Genomic DNA, 4619 nt, shown 5'->3' with positions numbered 1-4619 from the left:
CTCGCCGGGGGCGCCGGGCCGTCCGGCCCTGCACGTCAGGCCGCGCCTGGAGGATCTGGTCGCGGCCCTGTCGCGCATCCACGCCGCCGCCGGCGTGCGGGCCGAACTCGACATTCCCGAGGATCTCTTCGTGGCCTGCGATCCGCAGGACTTCGACGAGATGACAGGCAATCTGCTCGACAACGCCTGGAAGTTCGCCGAGCGGACCGTGCGGGTGAGCGCCAGTCGCGACGGGGGCCGGGCGGTGCTGGTCATCGACGACGATGGCCCGGGCCTGACCGACGAGGCCGCCGCCGCCGCTTTGGTGCCGGGCAGCCGTCTCGACGAGCGGGGCGCCGGGCATGGCTTTGGCCTGCCGATCGCGCTGGAGCTGGCCGAGCTGCACGACGGGGCCCTGACCCTGGGGCGCGCCCCGATCGGCGGCCTGCGCGCCACCCTGGCCCTGCCGGCTCGCGCCGGCGAAACCGCCGAAAGCTGACGCGTCGATCCCAATCCCGTGATCGGTCGGCCAGGCGACCAACAAGCTGCGCTGATCTGTTAGGGTCACGGCGAGGGCTGTTGATGAAAACCTACACGTTCGTCTGTCTGGCCGCGAACCAGGTCGCCACGGCCGTCGATATCCAGGACCTGGACGAGGGCGCCTATCGCCGGCACGCCCTGTCGCTGCTGCGCGACCACGGCAGCGCCCAGGCCGTCGAGGTGTGGCGCGACGAGGCGGTGATCGACCTTGTCGAGCGGGCCGGAGCCGTTCTCGGGGCGCCGGCGGCGGTTAGCTCGTAAAAAGCCCCCACGCGCCTCGAATCGAGCGGCCGACATCTGCTAGGCTGGCGGGCCGAAACGAATCTGATTGATGAACAAGCCCGTCACTCCTCCCCCCGGCGGTCCCGGCGACGGCGACCGCATCCTCGAAGAGCCGCTGACCGAGGCGCTGTCCAAGCGCTACTTGGCCTATGCGCTGTCGACCATCGGCTCGCGGGCTCTGCCCGACGTGCGCGACGGCATGAAGCCGGTGCACCGGCGCGTGCTCTACGCCATGAGCAACATGCGCCTGAACCCGGAGTCCGCCGCGCGCAAGTGCGCCAAGGTGGTCGGCGAGGTGATGGGTAACTTCCACCCGCACGGCGACCAGTCGATCTACGACGCCCTGGTGCGCCTGGCCCAGGACTTCTCCCAGCGCATCCCGCTGGTCGAGGGGCAGGGGAACTTCGGCAATATCGACGGCGATAACGCCGCGGCCATGCGTTACACCGAATGCAAGATGACGGCGGCGGCGACGCTGCTGCTCGACGGCATCGACGAGGACGCGGTCGATTTCCGGCCCACCTATGACGGCCAGGACGAGGAGCCGGTGGTCCTGCCGTCGGGCTTCCCGAACCTGCTGGCCAACGGCTCGGCCGGCATCGCCGTCGGCATGGCCACCTCGATCCCGCCGCACAACCCGGCCGAGCTGATCGACGCCTGCCTGCTGCTGCTGAGCAACCCCGAGGCCACGACCGCCGAGATCCTCGAGCGCGTGCCGGGCCCCGACTTCCCGACCGGCGGCGTCATCGTCGAGCCGGCCGCGTCCCTGCTGGAAACCTACGAGACCGGTCGCGGCGGCGTTCGCACCCGCGCCAAGTGGGAGAAGGAAGAGACCGGCCGCGGCACCTACCAGATCGTCGTCACCGAGATCCCGTATCAGGTGAAGAAGTCGGATCTGGTCGAGCAACTGGCCGACCTGATCGAAAGCAAGAAGGCCGCCCTCCTGGGCGACGTCCGCGACGAGAGCGCCGAGGACATCCGTCTGGTGCTCGAGCCGAAGTCCAAGAACGTCGAGCCCGAAGTGCTGATGGAGAGCCTGTTCAAGCTCTCGGCGCTGGAAAGCCGGTTCTCGGTCAACATCAACGTGCTGGACGCGCGCGGCACGCCGGGCGTCATGGGCATCAAGTCGGCCCTGATGGCCTTCCTGGCCCACCGCCGCGAGGTGCTGACCCGCCGGGCCCGTCACCGCCTGGCCAAGATCGAAGCCCGCCTGCACATCCTCGACGGTTTGCTGATCGCCTACCTCAATCTCGACGAGGTGATCCGCATCGTCCGCTACGAGGAGAAGCCGAAGGAAAAGCTGATCGAGACCTTCGGGCTCTCGGACATCCAGGCCGACGCCATCCTCAACACCCGGCTGCGCCAACTGGCCAAGCTGGAGGAGATGGAGATCCGCCGCGAGCACGCCGAACTGGTGGAAGAGCGCGACGGCATCCTGGCCATGCTGGCCAGCGACAAGAAGCAGTGGGACCTGGTCGGCACGGGCCTGCGCCAGGTGCGCGCCACCCTGCTGAAGATCAAACACCCGCTGGACAAGCCGCGCCCGACCGGCGTGACCGGCCGCTCGGTGTTCGACGTGGCCCCGGTGGTCGACGCCGACGCCGCCATCGAGGCGATGATCGTCCGCGAGCCGATCACCATCATCCTGTCCGAGCGCGGCTGGATCCGCGCCGCAAAGGGCAAGATCGAGGATCCGTCGGAGCTGAAGTTCAAGGAAGGCGACAAGCTCGGCTTCCTGGTGCCGGCCGAGACCACCGACAAGCTCCTGCTGTTCACCTCGGACGGCCGCTTCTTCACGCTGGGCTGCGCCAACCTGCCGTCGGCGCGGGGCCATGGCGAGCCGGTGCGGATGATGATCGAGCTGGACGACAAGGTGAAGATCATCGACGTCTTCCCGTTCAAGGCCGGCCGCAAGCGCATCCTGGCCTCCAAGCAGGGCTACGGCTTCCTGCTGCCGGAGGAGGAGGCCCTGGCCAACCGCAAGGCGGGCAAGCAGGTGCTGACGGTCGACGCCTCGGGCGCGGCCTTCTGCCTGGAAGCCGTGGGCGACCAGTTCGCGGTGATCGGCGACAACGGCAAGATCCTGATTTTCCCGCTGGAAGAACTGCCGGAGATGCCGCGCGGCAAGGGCGTCAAGCTGCAGGCCTACCGCGAGGGCGGTCTGCGCGACGGCCTGTCGTTCAACGCCGAGACCGGCGGCTTCTGGATCGACTCGGCCCTGCGCCGCCGCGACTGGGCCGACTGGCAGACCTTCGTCGGCCGCCGGGCCGGCGCCGGCAAGCTGGCGCCCAAGGGCTTCCCGACGTCCAAGCGGTTCAAGCCCAAGTAGGCTCGAGTGATGTGATATGGGCGAGGGCGTAGCGCGCGTAGGTAGGCGCCATGCTCTCGCCAACCACCTGTGAGATAAGTCGACTTATGAGCTTGTGGCGCAAGTCCGTCGGAGCCCTGGCCGGGTTCCTGGGTCTGGCCGCCGCCCATCCCGGGGTGGCGGGCGGCCTGCCGCGCGCCAAGCCCGAGGCCGCGGGCTTCTCGTCGGAGAAGCTCAAGCGCGTCGACGAGACCATGCAGCGCCTGGTCGACCAGGGCCAGATCGCCGGCGGCGTGACCCTGCTGGCCCGCCACGGCAAGATCGTCAGCGAGCAGGCCTTCGGCAAGCGCGCGCTGGAAGACGTCCAGCCGATGCCGGCCGACGCCATCTTCCGCATCCGCTCGGAGACCAAGCCGGTCACCGGCGTGGCCATGCTGATCCTCTATGACGAGGGCCGCTGGAAGCTGGACGATCCGGTCACCAAGTTCATTCCCGAATTCGAGAACCTGCGCGTAGCCAACGGCGTTGACGCCAGCGGCCGGCCGGTCCTGTCGCCGCTCAGCCGCCCGCCGACCATGCGCGAGCTGATGACCCATACGGCCGGCTTCGCCTACGGCATCGCCGACGATCCGGGCAGCCTCGCCGACCAGGCCTATTATCGGGCGGGCGTGCTGCAGTCGGACTCGCTGTTCTCGATGGTGCAGAAGATCTCGGGCCTGCCGATGTATTCGGAGCCCGGCAAGCTGTGGCGCTACAGCGTCGCGGCCGACATCCAGGGCCTGATCATCGAGCGCCTGTCTGGCCAGGCCCTGCCGGAGTTCATGCGCCAGCGGATCTTCAAGCCGCTGAAGATGAAGGACACCGCCTTCTGGACGCCGCCGGACAAGCTTTCGCGGCTGGCGGCGATCTATGACGCCGATCCGGTCACCGGCAAGCTCATGCCCGCCGTCGAGGGCGGCTGGCGCGACGTCTCCCGGCCGCCCCTGGCGCCGTCGGGGGGAGGGGGCTTGCTGTCCACCGCCCAGGACTTCGCCCGCTTCGCCCAGATGATCCTCAACGGCGGCGACCTGGAAGGCGTGCGCATCCTCGAGCCGGAGACGGTGGCGATGATGCGGCTGAACCACCTGCCACCGAGCTTCCAGGTGACCACTGACGGCACCTCCAACGTGCTCAAGCCGGGTCAGCAGAAGGCTTTCCCCTTCGCGCTGGGGATGGGCTACGGCATCGACGTGGCGGTGGCGGTCGATCCGGCCGCCTCGGGCGCGCCGGTGGGGCCCGGCACGATCAGCTGGGGCGGCAGCGCCGGCACCTGGTTCTGGATCGACCCTGCCAACGACCTCTTCTTCATCGGCATGATCCAGCGCCTGGGCGGCGTGGGTCCCGGCCTCGACGCCGAGACCCGCAAGTGGGTCTATCACGCCCTGGAGCGCCCGCCGGTGCGCCAGGCGGCGAACACGGCGACCGCGCCCGCCAAACCGCCGGCCGGCCCGTCGAAGGGGCCGCCGACCGG

The 4619-nt window shown here is 69.2% G+C and carries 4 protein-coding genes; all 4 read left to right on the top strand.

Going from position 1 to position 4619, the window contains the following annotated elements; genetic code table 11:
* Positions 1-478, top strand: a 478-nt coding sequence (locus DMC18_RS18265) for an ATP-binding protein (RefSeq protein ID WP_233248212.1), incomplete at its 5' end; no start/stop codon positions are given.
* 83 nt (positions 479-561) lie between these two features.
* Positions 562-780 carry a hypothetical protein gene (locus tag DMC18_RS18260; protein WP_110121947.1) on the top strand — a complete coding sequence of 73 codons (219 nt, stop codon included), beginning with the start codon at positions 562-564 and terminating at the stop codon, positions 778-780.
* A gap of 70 nt (positions 781-850) precedes the next feature.
* Entirely contained in the window at positions 851-3130 is a 2280-nt protein-coding gene (gene parC, locus DMC18_RS18255) for a DNA topoisomerase IV subunit A (RefSeq protein WP_110121946.1), read from the top strand.
* Between the two features lie 86 nt (positions 3131-3216).
* Positions 3217-4619 (top strand): serine hydrolase (locus tag DMC18_RS18250; protein WP_110133182.1); only part of this gene is annotated, 1403 nt, incomplete at its 3' end.

The sequence above is a fragment of the Caulobacter sp. D5 genome, from assembly GCF_003185805.1.
In the GTDB taxonomy this organism is placed as follows: domain Bacteria; phylum Pseudomonadota; class Alphaproteobacteria; order Caulobacterales; family Caulobacteraceae; genus Caulobacter.
This window is presented reverse-complemented; position numbering and strand designations above follow the sequence as displayed.

Excerpts from the sequence above, each read along its gene's own strand:
- DMC18_RS18260 (WP_110121947.1), top strand. The coding sequence starts at position 562 with ATGAAAACCTACACGTTCGTCTGTCTGGCCGCGAACCAGGTCGCCACG.
- parC (WP_110121946.1), top strand. The coding sequence starts at position 851 with ATGAACAAGCCCGTCACTCCTCCCCCCGGCGGTCCCGGCGACGGCGAC.